Source organism: Ottowia sp. (assembly GCF_035325765.1).
In the GTDB taxonomy this organism is placed as follows: Bacteria; Pseudomonadota; Gammaproteobacteria; order Burkholderiales; family Burkholderiaceae_C; genus Ottowia.
On sequence record NZ_DAOKZG010000016.1, the window covers coordinates 1 to 19,465 of the forward strand.

At 69.5% G+C, this 19,465-nt stretch carries 17 protein-coding genes; 6 read left to right on the forward strand and 11 right to left on the reverse strand.

Annotated features, from left to right (window positions below; translation table 11 throughout):
- The 4 genes from PKA16_RS07425 to PKA16_RS07440 form a co-directional block, all read left to right on the forward strand.
- On the forward strand, positions 1-716 hold a 716-nt coding region (locus PKA16_RS07425), incomplete at its 5' end, for an ABC transporter ATP-binding protein (RefSeq protein ID WP_324401879.1).
- Between the two features lie 142 nt (positions 717-858).
- Positions 859-1,584: an ABC transporter ATP-binding protein gene (locus tag PKA16_RS07430; RefSeq protein WP_324401881.1), complete on the forward strand. Its 726-nt coding sequence runs from the start codon at positions 859-861 to the stop codon at positions 1,582-1,584.
- A gap of 4 nt (positions 1,585-1,588) precedes the next feature.
- Complete coding sequence (locus PKA16_RS07435) at positions 1,589-2,569, forward strand: branched-chain amino acid ABC transporter permease (RefSeq protein ID WP_324401883.1); 981 nt, start codon at positions 1,589-1,591, stop codon at positions 2,567-2,569.
- A gap of 168 nt (positions 2,570-2,737) precedes the next feature.
- Positions 2,738-3,847, forward strand: coding sequence for a branched-chain amino acid ABC transporter permease (locus PKA16_RS07440; protein WP_324401885.1), 1,110 nt, complete (start codon positions 2,738-2,740; stop codon positions 3,845-3,847).
- A gap of 99 nt (positions 3,848-3,946) precedes the next feature.
- On the opposite strand, the gene PKA16_RS07445 is transcribed toward PKA16_RS07440, so the two are convergent.
- From PKA16_RS07445 to PKA16_RS07475, 7 genes are read right to left on the reverse strand one after another with little or no spacing between them, the layout of a single operon-like run.
- A complete protein-coding gene (locus PKA16_RS07445) occupies positions 3,947-4,942 on the reverse strand; it encodes an FAD:protein FMN transferase (RefSeq protein ID WP_324401887.1) in 996 nt (331 codons plus the stop codon).
- Positions 4,943-4,953: 11 nt separating this feature from the next.
- Positions 4,954-5,613: a nitrous oxide reductase accessory protein NosL gene (locus PKA16_RS07450; RefSeq protein WP_324401888.1), complete on the reverse strand. Its 660-nt coding sequence runs from the start codon at positions 5,611-5,613 to the stop codon at positions 4,954-4,956.
- A complete protein-coding gene (locus tag PKA16_RS07455) occupies positions 5,610-6,434 on the reverse strand; it encodes an ABC transporter permease subunit (protein ID WP_324401890.1) in 825 nt (274 codons plus the stop codon). The genes PKA16_RS07450 and PKA16_RS07455 overlap by 4 nt, the downstream gene beginning before the upstream one ends.
- Positions 6,431-7,366, reverse strand: a complete 936-nt coding sequence (locus PKA16_RS07460; protein WP_324401892.1) for an ABC transporter ATP-binding protein — start codon at positions 7,364-7,366, stop codon at positions 6,431-6,433. Before PKA16_RS07460 ends, PKA16_RS07455 begins: the two co-directional genes overlap by 4 nt.
- Positions 7,363-8,619 (reverse strand): nitrous oxide reductase family maturation protein NosD, encoded by a 1,257-nt coding sequence (locus tag PKA16_RS07465; protein ID WP_324401894.1) that lies wholly within the window; start codon positions 8,617-8,619, stop codon positions 7,363-7,365. Before PKA16_RS07465 ends, PKA16_RS07460 begins: the two co-directional genes overlap by 4 nt.
- 23 nt (positions 8,620-8,642) lie before the next feature.
- Positions 8,643-10,607, reverse strand: coding sequence for a TAT-dependent nitrous-oxide reductase (gene nosZ, locus PKA16_RS07470; protein WP_324401896.1), 1,965 nt, complete (start codon positions 10,605-10,607; stop codon positions 8,643-8,645).
- 53 nt (positions 10,608-10,660) lie between these two features.
- The gene (locus PKA16_RS07475; RefSeq protein WP_324401898.1) at positions 10,661-12,931 is read right to left on the reverse strand and encodes a 4Fe-4S binding protein; all 2,271 of its coding nucleotides are present in this window, start codon (positions 12,929-12,931) and stop codon (positions 10,661-10,663) included.
- A 127-nt stretch (positions 12,932-13,058) separates the two neighbouring features.
- Here PKA16_RS07475 and PKA16_RS07480 point away from each other — a divergent pair, with 127 nt between their 5' ends.
- Positions 13,059-14,177 (forward strand): hypothetical protein, encoded by a 1,119-nt coding sequence (locus tag PKA16_RS07480; RefSeq protein WP_324401900.1) that lies wholly within the window; start codon positions 13,059-13,061, stop codon positions 14,175-14,177.
- Between the two features lie 189 nt (positions 14,178-14,366).
- Here PKA16_RS07480 and PKA16_RS07485 read toward each other — a convergent pair whose 3' ends face one another.
- A complete protein-coding gene (locus PKA16_RS07485; protein ID WP_324401902.1) occupies positions 14,367-15,149 on the reverse strand; it encodes an IclR family transcriptional regulator in 783 nt (260 codons plus the stop codon).
- A gap of 134 nt (positions 15,150-15,283) precedes the next feature.
- On the opposite strand from PKA16_RS07485, the gene PKA16_RS07490 reads away from it, so the two are divergent.
- The gene (locus tag PKA16_RS07490) at positions 15,284-16,417 is read left to right on the forward strand and encodes a homogentisate 1,2-dioxygenase (protein WP_324401904.1); all 1,134 of its coding nucleotides are present in this window, start codon (positions 15,284-15,286) and stop codon (positions 16,415-16,417) included.
- 92 nt (positions 16,418-16,509) lie between these two features.
- Here the strand turns inward: PKA16_RS07490 and PKA16_RS07495 are convergent, their stop codons facing one another.
- From PKA16_RS07495 to PKA16_RS07505, 3 genes are read right to left on the reverse strand one after another with little or no spacing between them, the layout of a single operon-like run.
- The gene (locus tag PKA16_RS07495) at positions 16,510-17,490 is read right to left on the reverse strand and encodes a TRAP transporter substrate-binding protein (protein ID WP_324401906.1); all 981 of its coding nucleotides are present in this window, start codon (positions 17,488-17,490) and stop codon (positions 16,510-16,512) included.
- Between the two features lie 38 nt (positions 17,491-17,528).
- Entirely contained in the window at positions 17,529-18,806 is a 1,278-nt protein-coding gene (locus PKA16_RS07500; protein ID WP_324401908.1) for a TRAP transporter large permease subunit, read from the reverse strand.
- Complete coding sequence (locus PKA16_RS07505) at positions 18,803-19,366, reverse strand: TRAP transporter small permease (RefSeq protein WP_324401910.1); 564 nt, start codon at positions 19,364-19,366, stop codon at positions 18,803-18,805. Before PKA16_RS07505 ends, PKA16_RS07500 begins: the two co-directional genes overlap by 4 nt.
- Positions 19,367-19,465 lie beyond the last annotated feature (99 nt).

The following is a 19,465-nucleotide window of genomic DNA, read 5'->3' on the forward strand; positions in this document are numbered from 1 at the left end:
TGGCCGTCAACGCGGTGACGTGCCGCTTCGAACCCGGCACGCTGACGGCCATCGTTGGCCCCAACGGCGCCGGCAAGACGACCTACTTCAACCTGATCTCGGGCCAGCTCAGGGCCGCCAGCGGGCGCGTGGTGCTGGACGGCCGCGACCTGTCCGCCCTGTCCGCGGCGGCGCGCACCAAGGCCGGCCTGGGCCGCGCCTTCCAGCTCACCAACCTGTTCCCCGGCCTGTCGGTGCTGGAGAACGTGCGCCTGGCGGTGCAGGCGGCGAGCGGCGGCGGCCTGAACCTGTGGCGCATCTGGAGCGACCGCACGGACTGGACGCGGCGCGCGCGCGAGATCCTGGACTCGGTCGCCATGGGTGCGCTGGAGGGCATGCCGGTGGCCGGCCTGCCGCACGGCGACCAGCGCAAGCTCGAGGTCGCGCTGCTGATGGCGCTGGAGCCCAGCGTCTACATGTTCGACGAACCCACCGCCGGCATGAGCGCCGACGAGGCGCCGGTCATCCTGGACCTGATCCGGCGCCTGAAGCAGGACCGCAGCAAGACCATCCTGCTGGTCGAGCACAAGATGGACGTGGTGCGCGAGCTCGCCGACCGCATCATCGTGCTGACCAACGGCAGCCTGGTGGCCGACGGCGAACCAGCCGAGGTCATCGCCTCGCCGGTGGTGCAGGAAGCTTACCTCGGGGTGGCGAAGGACGAGGTGGCGGCGTGAGCGGGACCTCAACTGCCGCACGCGAAGGACGCGAAGCTTGCGCGAAGAACGCGAAAGAAAAATCCGATTCTGATGAGCTGTCTTTTCGCGTCCTTCGCGCAAGCTTCGCGTCCTTCGCGTCCGGAAGTTCAAAGGCACATCCATGAGCGACCACTTGCTCACGCTTGAAGGCGTGCACACGCACATCGGCGCCTACCACATCCTGCACGGCGTCGACCTGGCGGTGCCGCGCGGCGAGCTGACGCTGCTGCTGGGGCGCAACGGCGCCGGCAAGACGACGACGCTGCGCACCATCATGGGGCTGTGGCAGGCAAGCCGGGGCCGCATCTCCTTCGACGGCCAGGACATCACGAAGCGGCACACGCCGCAGATCGCCGAGCTCGGCATTGCCTACGTGCCGGAGAACATGGGCATCTTCGCCGACCTGACGGTGAAGGAGAACATGGTGCTGGCGGCGCGGCGCGCGCGCAACGCGGCGCAGATCGACCACGCCCGCCTGCAGTGGATCTTCCAGCTCTTTCCGGCCATGGAGAAATTCTGGAACCACCCGGCGGGCAAGCTCTCGGGCGGGCAGAAGCAGATGCTGGCGGTGAGCCGCGCCATCGTCGAGCCGCGCCAGCTCCTGATCGTCGACGAGCCAAGCAAGGGCCTGGCCCCGAGCATCATCAACAACATGATCGACGCCTTCCAGCAGCTGAAGGCCAGCGGCGTGACCATCCTGCTGGTGGAGCAGAACCTGGCCTTCGCCCAGCGCCTGGGCGACAGCGTCGCCGTCATGGACAACGGCCGCATCGTGCACGCCGGCAGCATGCAGGCGCTGGCGGCGGATCCGGCATTGCAGCAGCAGCTCCTGGGCCTGGCCCTGTGACCCCATGAATCCCGACTTCGACTACAAGCCCCTGCTGCTGGTGCCCCTGCTGGCGCTCATCGCAGTGCCGCTCATCGGCTCCGGCTCGGCCTGGCTCACGCTCACGGTGGCGGGGCTGGCCATGGGCATGATCATCTTCATCGTCGCCTCCGGCCTGACCCTGGTGTTCGGCCTGATGGACGTGCTCAATTTCGGCCACGGCGTGTTCATCGCCCTGGGCGCCTTCGTCGCCACCAGCGTGCTGGCCGGCATGTCCGACTGGACCGGCTCGGCCGAGCTGTGGCGCAACCTGCTGGCGGTGCTGCCGGCAATGCTGGCGGCGATGGCGGTGGCCGGCACCGTCGGCATCGCCTTCGAGCGCTTCCTGGTGCGCCCGGTCTACGGCCAGCACCTCAAGCAGATCCTGATCACCATGGGCGGTGCCATCATCGGCGAGGAGCTGATCAAGGTGATCTGGGGCCCGCAGCAGATTCCGCTGCCGCTGCCGACGGGCATGCAGGGCTCGTGGCTGATCGGCGAGGCGGCGATCGAGAAATACCGCGTCGTCGCGGTCGGGGTCGGCGCCGTGGTCTTCGCCCTGCTGCTGTGGACGCTGGCCCGCACCAAGGTCGGCCTCTTGATCCGCGCCGGCGTGCAGGAGCGCGAGATGGTGGAGGCGCTGGGCTACCGCATCCGGCGCCTGTTCGTCGGCGTGTTCGTGGTCGGCAGCGCCCTCGCGGGCCTGGGCGGCGTGATGTGGGGGCTCTACCAGCAGATCGTGCTGCCGCAAATGGGCGGCCAGGTGCTGATCCTGATCTTCATCGTCATCATCATCGGCGGCCTGGGCAGCACCACGGGCGCGCTGATCGGTGCCCTGCTGGTGGGGCTGATGGCCAACTACACCGGCTTCCTCGCGCCCAAGGTGGCGCTGTTCTCCAATATCGGCCTGATGGTCGCCGTGCTGCTGTGGCGCCCGCAGGGGATCTACCCGGTGGCCAACCGCTGACGTGGTCATGAACGCTTCAACAGCCGAACTGCCGGACGCGAAGGACGCGAAAGTGACGCGAAGAACGCGAAACAGAACCACCAAAAATCTGGTTTTCCTTTTGCGTCTTGCGCGCAGTCTTCGCGTCCTTCGCGTCCGGCAGTCTTCTCGCCTTCCAGGTTCGCTGACATGCTGAGTCGCCTGTTGTCCCACGACCTGCCGCGCAGCAAGCTGCTGGCGCTGATCCTGGTCGCCATCGTGCTGGGCCTGGCCTTCGCGCCCTTCCTGTTCCCGGGCGTCAAGGCGCTCAACGTGGCGGCCAAGGTGCTGGTCTTCGTCGTGCTGGTGGCCGCCTTCGACCTGCTGCTGGGCTACACCGGCATCGTCAGCTTCGCCCACACCATGTTCTTCGGCATCGGCGCCTACGGCATCGCCATCGCCTGCACGCACATGGGCGCCACCTGGGGCGCGCTGGCCGTTGGCACGCTGGGCGCGCTGGCGCTGTCGCTGCTGCTGGCACTGGCGATCGGCCTGTTCTCGCTGCGCGTGCGCGCCATCTTCTTCGCCATGATCACGCTCGCCGTGGCGGCGGCCTTCCAGACCCTGGCCTCGCAGCTGTCCACGCTCACCGGCGGCGAGGACGGCCTGACGTTTCGCCTGCCCCAATGGCTGTCGCCCAGCTTCGAGCCCTTCGAGGACGAATTCCTCGGCGTGCTGATCGACGGCAAGTTCATCACCTACTACCTGCTGTTCGCGCTCACCGTGGCGCTGGTGCTGGCACTGCTGCGCATCGTCAACTCGCCCTTCGGGCGCGTGCTGCAGGCGATCCGCGAGAACGAGTTCCGCGCCGAGGCGATCGGCTACCGCGTGGTGGTGTACCGCACCCTGTCCTCGGTGCTGTCGGCGCTGTTCGCCACGCTGGCCGGCTGCATGCTGGCGCTCTGGCTGCGCTACAACGGACCGGACACCTCGCTGTCGTTCGAGATCATGATCGACGTGCTGCTGATCGTCGTCATCGGCGGCATGGGCACCATGTACGGCGCGCTGGTGGGCGCCGTGCTGTTCATGGTGGCGCAAAGCTACCTGCAAGACCTGCTGCGCCTGGCCGGCGAGGCGCTGGCCGGCGTGCCGCTGCTGCCGACCCTGTTCTCGCCCGATCGCTGGCTGCTCTGGCTCGGCCTGCTGTTCGTGCTCTCGGTCTACTACTTCCCCAGCGGCGTCGTCGGCCGGCTGCGTGAGCAGCACGTGCGCCGGCGCAGCGCCGCGTCCACTCCCCAGGCCCAACGAAGACAAGCGTGATGCAATGGCCCGCCTTGCCACCAGATGCTGCCACTGGGATCGGCGGCAACATGGTCATCCCACCCGACTGAGGCCGGCCCACGCGCAGCGCGGCACTGCTCAGCTCGCGCCGATCTGCGTCACGCTGCCGTGCCGGTCGACGAGCCAGGCGCGCGCGCCGGCGTGCTGCGCGAGCAGCGCGGCGCCGCGTTCGGCCGGCAGCACCGACAGGGCAGTGGACAGCCCGTCGGCCAGGGTGGCGCTGTCGGCCGCCACCGAGACCGAGGCGTGAAAATGGGCACTGCGACCGCTGGCCGGATCAAGCAGGTGGTGCAGGCGCGCTTGCGCGTCAAAGGTCGTGCCCGATCCGGCGGAGGTGGCCAGGGCCGGCAGCAGGCCGGGTTCGCTGCCGAGCCTGAGTTCGAACAGCCCACGCGCGGGATTGGCCGGGTCGGCCACGCTGGCGCGCCACGGCTGGCCGTCGGCACGGCGGCCGTGAGCGCGCCCTTCGCCCAGGTCGAGCAGCAGGTGCGTGAGGCCCGCGGCGCGCAGCAGGCCGGCGACGCGGTCGGTGATGAAGCCCTGGGCCACGCCGTTGAGCGTGAGCGCGGCGCCAGGGCGCAGCAGCCGGATGCGCCCACTGGCCACTTCGATGTCGGCATGGCCCACGGCCGCCCTGGCGCGCGCAAGCTGCGCCGGCGTCGGCCCATCGGGCGCCGCGCCGGGGGTGGCGAAATGCCTGAAATAAAGCTGCATCAGCGGCTGGATGCTGGGGTCGAACGCGCCGCCGCTGGCGCGCGCCAGTGCGAGGCTGGTCGACAGCAGTTCGACCAGTTCGTGCGGCGGCGCCCGCAGCTCGCCGCTGGCATTCAGGCGGGACAGGGCCGAGTCGGGCCGGTACAGGCTGAAGATGCCTTCCAGGCGCTCGATCTCGTCCAGGCAGCGCGCCAGCACCGCGCGCGCCCAGGCGCGATCGGGGTGCACAAGCTGCATCGACGCCAGCGCACCGAGCGCGACGCCGCGCCAGACCACCGGCTGAAGCGATGGGAGCGCGTGCGCCCAGGTCGGTGCGGCGCAGCAGGCGGACAGGGTCAGGAAGCGTCGGCGTTTCAGCATGGCAGGCTCGCTCAAGGTGGGGACCGCAAGGGAACGGTGGCAGGCGCGGACGGATCCGGATCCGCGCTGCGCGCCGGTGCTGCAAGACCGGATGGCGACAGCGACTGAGGCACCAGGTCGACCGGGCCCAGCACGTAGGCATCCGGCACTTGAGCGAGGCGCACGATGCGCCCGCCGTGGCGCTGGCGAAACGCTTCGGCCGCGGCTTCCTGGGCGAACGGGATCGCCTCGGGGGCGCCCATGCCGCCGCGCACGCTGCTGTCGACCACGAACCAGGCCTGGCGCGCCTCGACCCAGGTGCCAGCCTCGGGCTGCTCCCAGTTGCTCGCGCGGCCCATGTCGTTCACGTAGATGGCGACGATGTCGCGCGGCTCCTCGGGCAGGCGCGTGAAGGCGATCGCATCGCGCACCGAGGAAAACCACAGTGGCTGCGCGCGGCTCGTCAGGTGGATCTGGCCCTTGGGACCGGGGTGATCGGCCAGCAGCATGCCGCAGTAGTAGCCCACGGCCTCGAACCTGACGTCGCCACCGATTTCGACCGCTGGTGGTGCGGCGCTCGGCTGCGGCGCACGCTCGCAACCCGCGGCGAGCATGCCGCACGCCAGCAGCAGCGCCGTGCAGCGCAGAGCGGCCCGGGACCGGGCCTGCGTGGCGCCAGTCTGCTGCTTCATATCGACCTGCGCCGCAACGCCAGCACGGCCAGTGCCAGCGGCACCAGCACCCAGGCCACCAGCACCGCCAGCAGCAGGCCGGATGCCGGCGCGCTCGCCGTGCCCGGGCCGGCCATGCCGCTGTAGACCGCGGTGCCTTCGGTCGCGCCGAGGTTGTAGAGACGGTAGGCGTCGGCCGGGTTGAACAGCAGGGCGATGTTCAGTGCGCGCGCCCCCACGTGGCGGCCGCCGTCGGCCACCAGCAGGCCGAGCAGCGCCGTGTCGTAGAGCAGCACGAACAGCAGCCACGCCGCCACCGCCAGGCCGGCCGCGGTCGCGCGCTCGCGCACCAGGGCGCTGGCGAGGCAGCCGAGTGCCACGAAGGCGGCGCCCAGCAGGATCGAGGTCGCGACCATGGCGCCGAACGCACCCCAGGCCTGCGGCATGCCCTCGGCCTGCCAGGCCAGCGCCAGGGCCGCCACGCCATAGCCGAGGAGGGTGGCCACGGCAATGATCGCGGTCTGCCCCAGCACCTTGCCGACCGCCACCTGCCAGCGCGCCACCGGATAGGCCAGCAGCAGCATCAGCGTGCCGCGCTCGTGCTCGCCGACGATGGCGTCGAACGACAGCAGCAGCGCGATCAGCGGCAGCAGGAAGATGGTCAGGCTGGCCAGGCTGACGATCACGACCTCGAGCGGGTCGGCCTTGACGTTGCCGGCGGGTGCGCTGCCCAGCAACACCAGCGACAGCGCCAGCGCGGCCAGCAGCAGCGTGGTGGCCAGCACCCAGCGGTTGCGCAGGCCGATGCGCACCTCCTGCCAGGCGATCAGCAGCGTCTTCATGCCCGGGCCTCCGGCACCGCGCTGGCCGCCACCAGTTGGCGATGCAGGGCCTCCAGGCCCGGCGTGGTCCAGTCGAGGTCCTCGACCGCGTCGCCCAGGTTCACGAGCGTGCGCAGCAACGCCATCTTGCCGGCCGGCGCCAGGACGAGTTCCAGCGTCGTGTCGTCGCCCACGGGAGTGCAGGAGACACCGGGCGGCAGGACGGCGGCGACCCGGGCAGCGCCGCCCGGACGCAAGCACACGCGCAGGCGCAGCGGCAACGCGCTGCCACGCTGCAACTCGGCCAGCGCACCCAGCGCCAGCAGGCGCCCGCGGTGCATGATGGCGACGCGGTCGACGTGGCGCTCGATTTCGGCCAGCGCGTGGGTCGACACCAGCACGGTCGCGCCATCCGCGCGCAGGCGGTCGATGGTGGCGTAGACCTCGGCGCGCGAGGCCGGATCGAGCCCGCTGGTGGGCTCGTCAAACAGCAGCAGGCGCGGCGCGCCGATCAGCGCCTGCGCCATGCCCAGGCGCTGGCGCATGCCCTTGGAATAGGTCGCGACGCGCCGGCGCGCCGCCTCGGCCAGGCCGACACGCTCGAGCAGCGCCAGGTTGCGGGCCGGCGCGCAGTTCTTCAGGCGTGCGTAGAACGCCATCAGCTCGAGCGCCGTCATGGCGCCATGGAAGGCGACGTTTTCCGGCACGAAGCCGAGCGCCTGCCGGGCCCGCGCGCCAGCGCGGCCCGCGGGGTCGAGGCCGAGCACCCGCACCGCGCCGGCACTGGGGCGGATCAGGCCCAGCAGCAGCTTGATCAGGGTGGTCTTGCCGGCGCCGTTGTGGCCGACCAGGGCCGTGACCTCGCCCGCCCGCAGCGCCAGCGAGACATCCGCCACCGCGCGCAGCGCACCGTAGCACCGGCTCACGTCCCGCCACTCGGCAACCGTCGTCATGAGGGTGGCGGCGCGAGCACCCGCACCGGACGCATCAGGGGCGCGCTGTCGAACACGCCACCCGGGTACAGCGCCGGGAAGCGCGCCTGCGCCCAGCGCACCATCTGCACCGCCGGACTGCTGGCCAGCAGCTTGGCCTGGGGCAGCGTCCAGTAGACCTCGTCCATGACGTCGTTGGGGCGGTACGGCCGGTCGGCGATGCCGTCGCCGTCGAGGTCGAAGGCCGGGTTGTCGCTCCAGTAGTTGCCGCGTCCGTCCGCGGCCCAGTCGATGAAGCGCGTGCCGACGTACTTGACCTGCACGCGGTTGGCGACGAAGGCGTTGCCGGTCACCACGTTGCCCTCGGAACCGGCCGTGAAATGGATGCCGATCGGGCAGCCCTCGAACCAGTTCTCGGCCAGCCGGTTGTGGTTGGCGTTGTAGACGAACACGCACTTGCCGCGGCTGTGGCGCACCACGTTGCCGGTGATCCGCGAGTCGTTGGTGGCGTTCAGCAGCAGGCCGTGGTCGCGATCGTCGTCGGACACGTTGCCCCGGATCTCGAGGCCGGTGGAAAACATGATCGCCAGGCCGACGTGGTTGCCACGCGAGTGATTGCCGACGATGCGGCTGTCCAGCGTGTACATGTAGTGGATGGCGAAGCGCAGGTCGGCAAAGCGGTTGTCGGCAAAGGTGTTGTCACGACTGGTGCGCACATAGATGCCGTCGCGCCCGTAGCGCACGGTGTTGCCGACCACGCGCGAACCGGGGGCGTTCCAGAGCGTCACGCCGTTGCCGGCGTCGGCCATGCGCGCATCGCGCCGCCCGACGATGGTGTTGCCCTCGACCCGCGCGTCGGGCGTGCCGTGCAGGTAGACGCCGAACAGGTTGCCCTCCAGGCGATTGCCGCGCACGATGACGCGGCGCGCGCCCGCGCGCACCAGGATGGCCGAATCCATCGCCGGCAGGTCGTCGCCGGAGCCGCGGATTTCCAGCCCCTCGACGCGCACGTCGTCGGCCTCGACCGTCACCACGCTGCCGGCGCCACTGCCGGTGAGCACGGCCCCGGGCTCGCCCAGCAGCGCCAGCGGCCGGTCGATCATCAAGGGCCCGGCATGCTGGCCGGGCGCAAGCCGCAGCACCGCGCCGGGCGCCGCTGCCGCGATCAGCGGCGCCAGTGCCTGGCCGGGCGCGACGCGGATTTCGGCCGCGTCGGCCGAGGCCAGCCGCGCCAGCATCGCCAGCCCCAGCGCCACGACGATCCGGCATCCCATGCGCCCTGCTCCCGCCGCGCCGCTCAGGCCTTCTTCGGCTCGACGAACATGCGCCCCTTCATCTCCATGTGCAGCGCGTGGCAGAACCACTGGCAGTAGTACCAGTAGACCCCCGGCCGGTCGGCGACGAAGGTCACGGACGAGGTCTGCTGGGGCGAGATTTCCATCGCGATGCCATAGTTGACGATGCAGAAGCCGTGCGTCAGATCCTCGATCGTGTCGCGGTTGGTGACGTAGACCGTGACCTCGTCGCCCTGGTTGACGGAGAACTCGGTCAGGCTGAAGGTGGGCGCCACCGAGAACATGTAGACGCGCACCTTGTTGCCGTCGCGCACCACCTTGGCCGCCTCCTCCAGCACGACGCCGTCGGCCTTGGCCTGCTTCGCCGCGTCCGCGAAGAACGGATCGTCGCGCCGCCAGATGCTCACGGGATTGACCTTGGAGCGGTGGATGATGGTGGCGTCGTGCGGCTCGGCAAACGAGGGCCCGTCGTGCACCACGATCATCTGCTCGCCCGAGATGTCGATCAGCTGGTCGTTCTCGGGCTTGAGCGGGCCGACGTTGAGGAAGCGGTCCTTGGAGAACTTGTTGAGCGAGATCAGCCACTTGCCGTCCGCCTCCCTGGTCTGGCCCATCGACGTGTGGTTGTGGCCGGGCTGGTAGGCGACGTCGAGCTTCTGGATGATCGGATCGACGTCCTTGCCGGCGTACTTGTCGATCGCCTTCTGGATGCTCCACTTGACGATCTGGCTGTCGACGAACAGCGTGGTGTAGGCGTTGCCCCGGCCGTCAAAGGCGGTGTGCAGCGGGCCGAGGCCCAGCTCCGGCTCGGCCACCACGGTGTCGCGCGGCTTGATCTTGTCGTCGAACAGGTCATCGAACTTGCGCACGTCGAACACGGTGCAGGTCGGCGACAGCTTGCCGTTGGCCACGACGTGGATGCCGTCGGGTGCCGTGTTCATGCCGTGCGGGTTGTTGGCCACCGGCACATAGCGCGTGTAGGGCGAGCCGTGCTTGCCGTCGAGCACCGGCACGCCGCCGATCGTCTTGGCCTTGCCCGCCTTGACCGCTTCCTCGATGCGCTTGATGTTGAAGATCACCACCCAGTCCTGCTCGGCCGCCGTCATCTCGGCCAGGGTCACGCCTTCTTCCGAGTTGTAGCAGGTGGAAAACGCGTATTTGCCCTGGTAGTCGGCGTCGACGTTGTCGAGGTTGCCGTCGACCAGCACCTGCCAGGCGACCTTCATGGTCTCGCCATCGAGCGCGGTGAACACGCATTGGTAGGTCGACTTGTCGTGGGCGGTCTTGCCGTCGTTGGGGATCGGCGCGCGGTTCTCGCCGTTGCAGAACACGTAGCCGGTCTTGGGGTACTTCTGCACACGCAGGCCGTGCACCGTCTGCTGATTGGGCAGTTCGATGATCTTGTCGCACTTCATGATGTCGCAGCGCACGCGCGCCACGCGCGTGTTGGCCTTGTCGTTCATGTAGAGGTAGCGCCCATCGTAGGTGCCGTCGGTGAACGACATGTGCGGGTGGTGCAGGTCGCCGTTGAGCAGCACGCCGCCGCGGCTGGCCAGGAACTTCTTCGTCTCCGGCGTCAGGCCCTCGGTCAGGATCTTGCGGCTCTCGTTGGTCTGGCCCCAGCCGGTGGCGCCGCAGTAGTTGAACACCGGCACGCGCATCAGCTCGCGCATCGAGGGCAGGCCGACGATGCGCATCTCGCCCGACTGGCCGCCCGAGAAGAACACGTAATACTCATCCAGCTCGCCGGGCGCCACGTGCGTCTTGGCGAGCGCCGCCTGCACCGCGCTGCGCCCGGCCTGGCGAGTCTGCGCCGCGGCCTCGCCGATGGCGCCGTGCTCGCCGCAGCCGCTCAGCAGCCCGCCCGCGGCGGCGCCCGCGGTCACCGCGGCAACCTTGACGCTGCCCTCCAGAATCGCGCGCCGGCCGGGGTCCGGACGGGTCGGCCTGGTCTTGTCTTCGCTCATCGCTTGCTCTCCTCATCGGCAGTTCACGGCGCTCCACCAGCGCCAGGTGGGGTTCAACCCGTCGGATCGGACTTGAGGCGGTGCACCTGCAGCACCGGTGCTGTCGTGGCTTCCTGCGCGCGCAGGGCCTCCCGCTTCTCGCGCTTGAGGCGGCGCTGGATCATCACCGGGCACTTGCGGTCGTGGTAGTAGAGGACCTGGCAGTGCAGGCAGCTGATGCACTCGTTGGGGTTGATGTGGCCTTCTGGGTGGATCGCCTCGACCGGGCACTCGTGGAAGCAGCGCTGGCACGGATTGCCGCATTCGCGATAGCGGCGCAGCCAGTCGAACATGCGCATGCGCCCCGGGATCGCCAGCGCCGCGCCGAGCGGGCACAGGTAGCGGCAGTAGAAGCGCTCGATGAACAACCCCGGCAGCAGCATCGCCAGCGCGAACGCCACGAACCACGCCGGGCGCACGAAGTGCAGCACGATCGCGGTCTTGAAGGGCTCGACCTCGGCCAGCATCTCGGCCACCGCCAGCGAGCCCAGCGAGACGCCGAACAGGCCGAGGAACAGGATGTACTTGATCGGCACCAGGCGCTCGTGCACGCCCCAGGGCACCTTCACCTGCGGCAGCTTGAGCGCCTTGGCCAGCTTGTTGCTCAGCTCCTGCAGCGCGCCGAACGGGCACAGCCAGCCACAGAACGGCCCGCGCCCCCAGAACAGGAGGGCTGCCGCCACCGAGGCCCAGAGGATGAAGATCAGCGGGTCCACCAGGAACGACTCCCAGTGGAAGCCTTCGCGCAGCGCCGTCAGGAAGGTGAGCACGTTCACCACCGAGAGCTGGGCCCCGGCGACCCAGCCCAGCCAGATCAGGGTCACGGCGAGGAAGGCGATGCGCACGCGGTCGAACAGTCGCTCGCGCTTGACGAACCAGGTCTGGAAGAAAAAGATCGCCGTCAGCGCCACCAGCATCAGGCCGAGCACGACGATGGCCGCGACCCGGCTCTTCCAGATGCGCTGCCAGAGCGGCACCTGCTCGAGCCGATCCAGCGCGTTGGGCGTTCCGTCGAGGGCTGCGCCAGGCTCGGCGCCGAGCTCGGACGCGGGCACCGCACCAGCTTGGGCAGGTACCACGGGCCCAGCCGCCGCAGCACTGGCCTGCGTGTACTTCTGCGGCAATTCGTAGGGCAGGCCAAACGAGACAAAGGCCTTGTCCAGCGCGCCGATCGGACGCTGCACCAGCAGTTGCAGGCGCCACGGCGCGGTGGCGTCGAACTCGGCGTCCGGCGGCACGACGAAGACATCGACCTCGGCCAGGTCCGGCGCGCCCTCGGCATGCAGCGCGCCGACGCGCCGGTGCAGGCGGTCGGTGAAGCGCACGGTTTCGGCACCCTGCACCAGCTCGATGCGATCAAAGATGCCGCCGCGCACGTAGCCCGATCCCTTGAAGGAATACAGGCCGTCGCCCGCCACCAGGATCGCCTGCTGCCCCGGCGCCAGCATGCCGGCCACGGCCTCGTACTCGGCCTCGCCCAGCAGGCTGCGCCCGATCGCCGGCTGCGACACCTGGGCCACGTAGAGGTCGATGAAGGGTTCGTCGGCTGCGCCCGCCTGCGGGCGCTTGGCGGCCTCGGCGTTGCCGGAATCGACAAAGGCCTGGTTGACCTCGCCCACCGTCAGCTGCAGTTGCCGCACCGAGCCATCGGCCAGCAGGGCCGACCAGTCCTCGACCGTGCCGGCCTGCGGATCGAGCACCCGCGCTGGGCCCGGCGCGGCGCTGGCCGCAGCGGCGCCGCCCAGGCCGAGCAGGCGCGCCACGCGCACCGCCGAGCGCACGATCGCCTCGCCGATCACCAGCGCCGTGACGGTGGCGCCACTCACCAGGTCGGCCTGCGGCGGACCCCTGCCCTCGGCCGCCGCCTTCAGCGGGTTGTAGCCGATGAAGGCCTGCATGGCGTCGACGATGCGCCGCTCCGGGATGCCGATCAACACGATCGGCTCGTCGTGCGCCGCCAGGTGCAGGCCGACGATGGTGCCGTCCTTGTCGAGCCCGACCAGGGTGTGGATCGGCTTGCCCGAGTAGCCGTTGGTCTTGACGAACTGCGAGGTCAGGTAGACGTAGCCGAGCACCTCGTCGCCCTTGAGCGCGGGCACCACCGGCGGCTGTGCGCGTAGCGGCCCGAAGCGGTCGGTGCCGGGCACCAGCGCGCCGGGCTGCACGGCGCCCAGGAAGGTGCCGACAGTGGGCGCCTCCTGGGCCCCTGCGACGGGCCAGACAAGGGTCAGGAACAGGACGAAGAGCAACAGCACCCCCCGCCCGAGCTGGTTCTTCAACGTCAACTCCGGAAGCATTCGAGAGGGGCCTGCGCTGCAGTCGCCGACCGTGAAAAAAGTATAGGTCGGGGGCGCGGCGCGGCACCCTTTTCCGAGTGCAATGGTCGGGTTTGATCGACCCATTTGCTGATCCATGTCATCATTTGCCGGCCAGCCTTGCCCCGAGGCCCAGGAGACCACCATGTCGGATCGCCTGCTGCGCCAACCCCTGCTTGACGACGACCCGGGCATCGAATCCGTGACCCGGCCCGGCTTGCGCGCGCTCGTCGCCGCGATCGAGCAGGCCACCACCGAGCGCTACGCGCGCCTGGCTGAAGCCATGGCGCGGCGCGGTGAAGCCGCCACGGCAGCAGCGCTGCGCGAGTTGCTGGCGCACCAGCGCGAGCACCAGGCCGCGCTGCTGCACCTCGGTGCTTGCGCGGACGGCGCGGCCACGCCCGCTGCCAGTCCCGCGCCCGAGTTGCCGACCAGCCTGCACCAGCACTGGGACGAAGCCGGCCGCAGCGCCCTGCTCACACCGTACCGCGTGTTCGCGCTGGCGGTGGAAAGCGCGCGGCGCAACTTCAGCTTCTACAGCTACCTGAGCGCGCGTGCCCCCGACCCCGGCACGCAGGCCGAAATCGACGCACTGGCGGCCGAGGAGCTGCGCCATGCCGCCGCGCTGCGCCGGCTGCGGCGCCGCGCCTGGCATGCCGAACGGCGCCCCGTGCGCCTGCCCGATCTCACCGTGGGCTCGCGCCGCGCGCTGGACGAAGTGCTGGCGCAGCACGAATCCGTGATCGCGCGCCAGCTGGGTGCCCTGGCCGATCGGCTGCGGCGCCTCGGCGATGCGCAAAGCGCGGCACTGCTGCAGGAGACCGGGCGTCCCGGCGCCGCGCCACACCCCAGCGCCGCGCCGCCGGCCCCCACGTCCGTACCGATCCCCGCCGACGAGGACCACGTCGTGCGCGGCCACGATCCGATCGCCGCTGGAGGCGAGGACGCGCGCAGCCTGCTCGCGACATGGGCCGGTGGCGACGCCGCCGAGCCCGCGCCTGCCGACGCCACGCCGGGGCAACTGCTGGTGCGCGCGCAGAAGCCGCTCGAGGCCTTCAGCGAAACCCTGGAAGCGATCCTGCGCACCAGCGAGGGCGCGCTGTTCGAGCGCGCCGCGGCGGCCATGGACGACGTCACGGCGCGCCTGGCGCGCCTGGCGCAGCAGACCGAGCGCCGCCTGAAGCAGGAGGCCGAGCCGGAGAAGGCGAGTCCCTGACCGGAGCAGCGCCCGGGCCTGGCGCCCGCGGAGGACCGCGGCGCCCTGTCCGGCCACCCCGGAGATGTCCCTGGGCGGCCGCCGCATCTCGAATGCGGACTGCGCCGTGCAAACGCGGCAGCACCATGCAGCCTTGTCACTCGGGCGCGGGTTTTCGCGAGCCCCGACTCCGCGCTGCGCCGGGTGGTGTCATCCCGGGCCAGGCGCAGACTGCCAGCCGAGTGCCCTCGACACGCGCGCGCAGGCCTCGCGCAGGGCCTCGGCCTGCGCGCCATCCGGGTCGGCGCGCAGCACGGCGGCCGGCCCCACCAGGGTGAGCGCCAGCATCAACTGGCCGTGGGCGTCGAACACCGGCGCGCTGATGGCGTTGATGCCGGCTGCGTGTTCGCCCTCGACCACGGCGATGCCGCGCCAGCGGATCTGCTCACGCAGCAGCGCCGGCAAGGCGGTGCATGGCGGCTCGCCCCATGTGGCAAACACGCGCCCGGTGGCGGAGGTGCGCAGGTCGAACAAGGCACCCTCGGCGACACCGACCGCAACGCCCTGTCCCGGCTGGCAGACGCGGATCGCGGTGACACCGCCCTGGCCCTGCACTGCCACCAGGCAGGTGTTGCCCTGCGACTGCGCCAAGCCGCGCGCCTCGGTGCTGGCGAGTTCGATCCAGTCCTGGCGTGCCAGCCAGGACAGCGCCAGCCGGCGCAACGCCGGGCCGATCTCGTACAGCCCGCTCGGACCGTCCTGCTGTACCCAGCCCGCACGCACCAGGCTGACCAGATAGCGGTACGCCTTGGCGCGGTGCATGCCCGCCGCACGCGCCAGCTCCGACACGCCGCAGGGCTGGCCCTGCCGCGCCAGCACGTCGAACAGCGCCAGCCCCAGTTCCAGCGACTGGATGCCGACGGGTTCGGGCCGCGCAGGCATGGTGGGCCGCAGCCCCTCGGGCAACGCTGGGCCCAGCTCGCTCTTCTTCATGGCTTCAACTCCATGCCAACAGGCATGGTGCGATCAGGGGCATGGCTTGACCCCCGATGGCACTTGCCCTACATTGGTGTAGTTGCTTTTATCGTAACAACGTTATTGTTAGATTAACAGATCTGGAGACCTCGATGAAGAAATACATCAGCTTTCCGCTGCGCGAAGGCGTGCACAGCCGGCAGGCCCACTGCGACATTCCGGACGGTCTGTACGAGCGCGAGCATGGTCGCAACGGCTTCTTCGGCCCGGCCAGCCACATCCTGCACAAGCACAAGCCGACGAGCTGGACGAAATGGGAAGGCCCGCTGGAGCTGACGCTGCTGGACCTGAACCAGCTGCCCGACAGCGACACCAACCCGTGGCAGGCGCAGCGCTTCATGCACAACGCCCAGACCCAGGTGCACTTCTGGAAGTTCGACAGTTCCATGCCCGACCTCGCGCGCAACGGCGACGGCGACATGATCCTGTTCTTCCACAAGGGGGAAGGCAGCTTCTTCTGTGACTACGGCCACATGACGTATCGCGAGGGCGACTACATCAACATCCCGCGCGGCACCTCCTGGCGGCTCGAGACCCGGGTGCGCAACGAGGTGCTGATGATCGAGGCCACGGAAGACCTGTTCGTGCTGCCCGAACGCGGCATCCTGGGCCACCACGCGCAGTTCGACCTGGCGGTGCTGGACACGCCCAAGATCGACGACGCCTTCCAGGCCCAGTACAGCGACACGCGGGAGACGCGCGTGCTGGCCAAGCGGCGCCAGCAGGTCACCACCGTGACCTTCCCCTACAACTTCCTGGACGCCGTGGGCTGGCACGGTGACTGCGTGCCGGTCAAGCTCAACTGGCGCGACATCCGCGAGCTGCTGTCGGACCGCTACCATCTGCCGCCGACGGTGCACGCCACCTTCCTGTCGAACACCATCATCGTCTGCACCTTCGCGCCACGCCCGATCGAGAGCGACCCGGGCGCGCTGAAGGTCCCGTTCTTCCACAACAACGACGAGTTCGACGAGTCGATCTTCTACCACCAGGGCCAGTTCTTCTCGCGCGACAACATCAAGCCCGGCATGTTTACCCTGCACCCTTCGGGCTTCCACCACGGCCCGCACCCCAAGGCCTTTGCCGCCGCGGCCGCCAACAACAAGGGCGAGCGCCGATACACGGACGAAGTGGCGGTGATGATCGACTCGCGCTACCCGCTGGAACTCGATGCCGCGACGCGCGACGTGAAGGTGGCGAACTACCTCGATTCCTGGAAGGAATGATACCGCGCGCCGGCCCGGTCGGGGCCGGCGCGGAGGGCACGCAAGAGGGGCGCCACGCGGCGCCCCTCTTGCGTGCGGGTGGTGGCCAGCGTCTACTTGAGCTGCGCCTCCACTTCCTGGACCAGTTCGGCCCCGACATCCGGCGTGAACATGTCCCACACCGGCTGCACGGCCTGGCGCATGCGCGCGTGCTCGGCGTCGCTGACCTCGTTCACCTGCAGGCCTTTCTCGGCCATCATCTTGCGTGCTCCCTCGGACTGGGCGCGCGCCACCTCGCGCTGGTAACCCCGGGCTTCCACGGCCGCGTCCCGCAGGATCTTCTGCTGCTCGGCCGTGAGCTGGTCCCAGAACTTCTTGGACACCAGCGGGATGAAGGCGCCGTAGCTGTGGCGCGTGATCGACAGGTACTTCTGCACCTCGTAGAGCTTGAGCGCGGCGATCACGGCGTTGGGCGTGCCCTGGCCGTCGATGGTCTTGGTCTCCAGCGCCGTGTAGAGCTCGGGCACCGCCAGCGGCACCGGATTCGCGCCCAGCGCCTTGATCGTCTCTTGCGTGATGCGGGCCTGGATGGAGCGGAATTTCAACCCCTTGAAGTCCTCCACCCTGGCGATCGGATGCTTGCTGTTGGTGGCGTTGAAGAAGCCGTTCTCCCAGTAGGCCAGGCCGACCAGCCCCTGCGCCGGCAGCAGGTCCATCAGCTTCTGGCCCGTGGGGCCGTCGAGCACCTTCTCGGCCTGTTCGGCGTTCTTGAACAGGAACGGAAAGTCCAGGATCTCGTAGGCCTTGACCATGCCGGTCAGCGTGGTGGTTTGCGGCACCGTGAACTCGATGGTGCCGCCCTGCAGCGCCGAGGTCACCTTGACGTCGTCACCCAGCGCGCCGCCGTAGAAGGGCTTGATCTCGATCTCGCCGTTGCTCCTGGCCTTGACCAGCTCGGCGAACTTGGCCACGCCCTGGCCCTGGTGCGATTTCTCGGGCAGCGTGACGGCGAACTTGCCGGTCACCACGGCCCAGGACGGACCGGACAGGGCCGCGGCCAGCAGGCCGACCCAAACCGCGTTGCGAATCTTCATGGCAGTCTCCTTTGCGTTGGAAGTTGAACGACGCGCCCTCAGCGCCACCACTCGGCCGGCACCGTGACCAGCGCCGGGAACAGGATCAGGATGATGAGCAGAATCAGCAACGCCAGCAGGAAAGGGCCAATGCCGCGCACGGCGTCGCCCATAGACACCTTGCCCACCGAGCTGACGACATTGAGCACCACGCCGACCGGCGGCGTGATCATGCCGATCGAGCAGTTCATGATGAAGATCACGCCGAAATACACGGGATCGATGTCGGCGGCCTTGACCAGCGGCAGGAACACCGGCGTGAAGATCAGCACGATGGGGATGAAGTCCAGCACCATGCCGGCAAAGAACACCACGACCATCATCGCCGCCAGCAGCAGTGTCGGGTGTTCGGCGATGCCCTGCAGCCAGCCGCCGACCTGGCCCGAGATGTCGGTGATGGTGATCATGTAGGACGCCACCATGGCGAGGGCCGCCAGCAGCAGCACGACCGAGGTGGTCTGCGCCGTGGACAACAGGCAGTCATAGACCGCGCGCCAGCTCAGTTCGCGATAAACCACCACCCCGACCAGCAGCGCGTAGGCCGCGGCGACCACCGCCGACTCGGTCGGCGTGAAGATGCCGAAGCGCAGGCCGCCGATGATGATCACGGGCATCATCAGCGCCCAGCCGCCCTGGCCGAGCAGGCGCAGGCGCCGGCCCCAGGGCACGCGCGCCGTCACCGCCACCCGCTGGCGCCGCGCCACGAACCACCAGGCCACGACCAGTGCCGTGCCCATCAGCACCCCCGGCACGATGCCGGCCAGGAACAGGCGCGTGATCGAGACGTTGGCCACGACACCGAAGATCAGGAAACCGATCGAGGGCGGGATCACCGGCGCGATGATGCCGCTGGCGGCCATCAGCCCGCAGGCTCGCGCCGGGTTGTAGCCGGCCTGCTTCATCATCGGCACCAGGATGGCAGCGAGTGCCGCCGTGTCGGCCACGGCCGAGCCCGACAGGCTGGCCAGCAGGATGCCGGCGCCGATGGCGACGTAGCCCAGGCCGCCGCGCAGGTGGCCGACGAAGGCGCTCGCCATCTCGACGATGCGCCGCGACAGGCCGCCGGCGTTCATGAACTCGCCGGCCAGGATGAAGAAGGGCACGGCCATCAACACGAAGTTGTCGGCGCCGGCGATCGCGTTCTGCACCACCACCTGGGCGTCGAACTGCCCCGTCGCCAGCATCAGGGCGACGCCGGCGAACATCAGGGCGAAGGCGATCGGCAGGCCGAGCGCGATCAGGCCCAGCAGCGCGCCCAGGAACACCGCCGCGGTCATGCGCCGCGATCCCGCGGGGGCGGCGGCGCGCCGGACTCGATGCGGTCGCTGAGGTCCTCGATGCGGTCGCCCAGATCCTTGGTCAGATGGCGCGGGTCACCCCGCAGCGCGCGCCAGATGTTGTTGCACACCGGAAAGACGAGGGCCACGCCGAACACCAGGCCGACGCCGTACAGCCAGGCGTAGGAGATGCCCAGTACCGGATAGCTGTTGCCCAGGTTGACGCGCACCTGCTGCCAGCCGCCCACCATGAAGATGGCGCAGCCGGCCAGGATCAGCACGCCGTTGAAGGCCGCCAGCAACCCGCGCGCGCGCGGCCCGAGCGCACGCTGCAGGGTGTCGAAGCCGATGTGGATGCGCTTGGCCGAAGCCAGCACCGCGCCCAGGAAGATCAGCCAGACGAACAGCAGGCGCGACAACTCCTCGGAAATCGCGATGCCCGAGTTGAAGCCGTAGCGCAGCACCACGTTGCCGAACACCAGCACGCCCATGATCGCCAGGCTGGCGACGATCAGCACCTCGAACCCGCGCGCGATGGCGTGCGCCAGGCGCTCAATCATCCGGCCTCCCGCCAGCGCACATGCAGGGCATCGTCTTGTGGCTTGCTTGTCTTGTTGTCTCCACGCCGGATTGGACGGCGCCCGCGGCCGGCTGGCAAT